Raw genomic sequence first — 2,739 nt, forward strand, 5'->3', positions numbered from 1 at the left:
TCGCGCGTTGGTTCGATGAAGGTTTGAACGCCTTTGCAGAAACCTGCCCGACAGGTCGTGCGGTTTATGACAAGTACTCAGACGCTCTGATTGAGATTCTGGCGTCAGGAGATACCAGCACTCTGGATGAGATCATCGAAGAATCAGCGAAGCTGAACAAAGAATTGAAATCGCAACTAGAGCAAGGTCGTGACCGCTTGCTAGAAATGCACTCTAACGGCGGCGAAAAAGCTCAGCAAATCGTTGAGAAAATTGAATCAACTGATGGTGATACAAACCTAGTCACGTTTGCGCTTTCTCTGTTTGATACGATTGGTTTGAACCAAGACGACAAAGGCGAAAATGCACTGGTGGTGACGCCATCAGAGCACATGATGGTGCCAAGCTACCCTGGTTTGCCATACGAAGGTGCGACGATCACTTTTGATCGCGATACCGCGCTTTCTCGTGAAGACATGCACTTCATCAGTTGGGAACACCCAATGATCCAAGGTGGTATCGATCTTCTGATGAGTGAAGGTGTGGGTACTTCTGCGGTATCTTTGTTGAAAAACAAGGCGTTGCCAGTTGGTACGATTCTGCTTGAACTGATTTACGCGGTAGATGCGCAAGCACCAAAACGCAGCGGTATCACTCGCTTCTTACCGAAAACGCCAATCCGTCTGATGATGGACTCGCGTGGTAACGATCTATCGGCTCAAGTAGAGTTTGAAGGTTTCAACCGTCAACTTAGCCCAGTAAACCGTCATCTTGGCAGCAAGCTGGTGACGTCTGTGCAAAAAGACGTGCACCGTTTGATTGAAGCGGGCGATGTGCTGGTTGAAGAGAAAGTGGAAGCCGTTCGTAAGCAAGCGCAGCAAGATATGCAGCAAAGCTTGAATGCGGAGCTAGAGCGTTTACAAGCCTTGAAAGCGGTGAACCCAAACATTCGTGATGAAGAGATTGAAGCGATTGAAGCGCAAATCAAAGAGCTGACTGGTTACATCAATCAAGCTCAAGTGCAGCTCGACTCGCTCCGTCTGATCGTGGTGAGCCACAACTAATCGCATTAAACGCATTAAAAAAGGTCTTCAATCGAAGACCTTTTTCTTTATCTACGGTTTGCCTGCGGATTACATCAACCACTTCCACCAAATAAACAAAGCTAAGAAGCCAAACAAGTAAATCAGCCCAGCAATCGATAGCCATTTCAGTTTGCGTCCCACCGCCAGCGGTTCCGGCAAGTCCGTTTTGCTCACTAAGATGTAGTTCAGTAGCGCGAAGAATGGTGTCGTCATAAACGCCAGAACCATCGCGAAGTCGAGCATAGGCAGCAGTGCCGATGCCCAGAATACGACGATACCTAGCGCCAGCAATGATACCGCCAACATAATCGCTGACGTTGCTTTTGGATCGGTTTCCGCTTGAGAGCGCAACAGGCGTTGTGAGTCGGCAATTACGCGCGAGTAACCGTCAATAACGGTAATTGTGCTGCCGAAAATACAGAAGAAAGCGATCACTGCGATTAAGTAACGTGACCATTCACCGATGGTCGAAGCGTACAAGCCAACCAACTGATGCGAGAAGCCTACCCCGGAGCTCTTCAGTTCAATTCCAGAACCGTGCAACATTAATGCACCGAGCGAAACAAACACTAGCGCCAAAACTGCTGTACCGATGTAGCCAACGTTGAAGTCAAACAGAGCAGAGCGTGGTGTTACTTCTTGCTGACTCGACTGGCGCTTTAGCCACGCTGAGGTTAAACACGAAATCTCAATTGGTGCTGGCATCCACCCCATCGTAACCACGATGAAACCAATTGCCGCAATTGACCAAGGGGAAGGCGATTCAAAGTTCGCGACGGGTTCCACTGGGTTACCAAACGCAATTGCAACAGCAAGCAGCGTTGCAATGGTGAGCACGGACATGATCACTTTCGAAAGTGTGTCGAGTGCTTTGTAATGGCCGGCGAATAAAATGATCAAACACGTGACCAAAACGATGATGCTCAACGATGCCATCGACAGTGAAAATGGTATGAAGTAACCCAGCAAGCTCGCACTAAACATCAACAATGCTGCGGTGTTGATCACCGCCGACACCACACTTAAGAACAGAAACAGCCAAAGGTAAGGGCGCCCCAGTCTCGCGTAGCCTTCGACTAACGTAAGCCCTGTGCCCATCGTGTATTGCACGCCAGCTCGGAAAAATGGGTATTTAAACAGGTTTACGAGCAGGATGAGTGCGGCAAGTTGCCAGCCATAGATGGCGCCCGCTTTGGTTGAGGCTACAAGGTGAGAGCCACCCACCGCCGCAGAAGCCATTAGGATGCCTGGGCCAAGTGAGCGGAAAAATAGCGATATTCTGGATTGGGGTTGATCTGGTACGGCGGATTCCATTTCTTATTGTCCTTTGATGTTGTGTATAACGGCATAACCTTCCCCCGCGAGAACGGTTCGCGGGAATCCAAACGGCGTGAAACCTTATTTAATGTTATGGGGTGCTTTTCCGAACGGAATAAAGTTATTTGGGTAACCACTCTATAAATATCACTCCCGCAGTACTTGTCAAACTATATTTACAAATCAGTTTTTATTTTATTTTTCGAATTTATTGACTTGATTAACCCTGTTGGTTTTGGTGTTTTCATTGGTCGCGAAATTAAAATGCGTTTTGGCTGAGCCCTCGTTATAATCGCGGCGTTTTTATTTTCTAGAGATCCCACCCATGGCAATGCTTGAGTACAACCCACCGACAGAT

Annotated in this window: 2 protein-coding genes and 1 pseudogene; 1 reads left to right on the forward strand and 2 read right to left on the reverse strand. The window is 48.1% G+C overall.

Annotation, left to right across the window (positions count from 1 at the left end; all coding sequences use genetic code 11):
• Positions 1-1,043: pseudogene (locus tag R7070_RS24505) on the forward strand (RNA polymerase-associated protein RapA); the annotation flags it as partial.
• Between the two features lie 69 nt (positions 1,044-1,112).
• Here the strand turns inward: R7070_RS24505 and R7070_RS24510 are convergent.
• Together R7070_RS24510 and R7070_RS24515 are read right to left on the reverse strand one after the other, a co-directional pair.
• A complete protein-coding gene (locus R7070_RS24510; RefSeq protein WP_017449433.1) occupies positions 1,113-2,378 on the reverse strand; it encodes an NRAMP family divalent metal transporter in 1,266 nt (421 codons plus the stop codon).
• Positions 2,379-2,557: 179 nt separating this feature from the next.
• Positions 2,558-2,739, reverse strand: a 182-nt coding sequence (locus R7070_RS24515; protein ID WP_318141325.1) for a hypothetical protein, incomplete at its 5' end; no start/stop codon positions are given.

This window comes from Vibrio sp. 1557 (genome assembly GCF_033340175.1).
Lineage (GTDB): Bacteria > Pseudomonadota > Gammaproteobacteria > Enterobacterales > Vibrionaceae > Vibrio > Vibrio alginolyticus.